Here is a 672-nt window from a genome sequence, read left to right as displayed (position 1 = left end):
CAACTTTGGAAACGGGGAGAAGTCCATGTTTATGAAACCAATGCGGACCTTGACGCTCGCTGGTAGCCTGGTGCTAAGCACCACCGTAATCGGCGCCGGCCTATTGAGTACGGCTCAGATTGCGCACGCTTTCGATCTGGCGGTCGCATCAGGGGCCGATCCAACAACACTCGACCCGCGCAAGACCTGGGTGGCCCAAGGCTACAGCATCAATGCGCATGTCTTCGAGCCGCTGGTGTTCCGGGCTGAGAAGGATGGCAACGTCGTCCTTGTGCCGGTTCTGGCCGAATCCTGGAAGCAGATCAGCCCGACCGAGCTCGAGATCAAGATCCGTGAAGGCGTGAAATTTCAAAACGGTGAACCGCTGAACGCCGCCGCAGTAGCCTATACCATCACAAGCTTACAGGATCCGGCCTTCGTCAGCAACGTCAAGCTATATGTCCGCGACATCACCGAGGTCGAGGTGAAGTCCGAATATGTGCTGGTTCTGAAAACCGCCAGCCCGACCCGTGGCCTTCTCAACGTGCTTGCACAAGTACCGATCGTCGCACCTGAGGCGGCGCAATCCGCCGATTTCGAAAAGAACCCGATCGGGACCGGACCATACAAGATCACATCATACGTTCCCAGCGGCCAGGTGGTGATCGAGAAGAACCCCGATTACTGGGGCAC

At 57.4% G+C, this 672-nt stretch carries 1 protein-coding gene; it reads left to right on the top strand.

The features are described 5' to 3' along the window. Nucleotides 1-25 precede the first annotated feature (25 nt). On the top strand, nucleotides 26-672 hold a 647-nt coding region (locus DJ029_RS21525; RefSeq protein ID WP_232823176.1), incomplete at its 3' end, for an ABC transporter substrate-binding protein.

This window comes from Oceanibium sediminis, assembly GCF_003265325.1.
GTDB classification, from domain to species: domain Bacteria; phylum Pseudomonadota; class Alphaproteobacteria; order Rhodobacterales; family Rhodobacteraceae; genus Halovulum; species Halovulum sediminis.
This window is presented reverse-complemented; position numbering and strand designations above follow the sequence as displayed.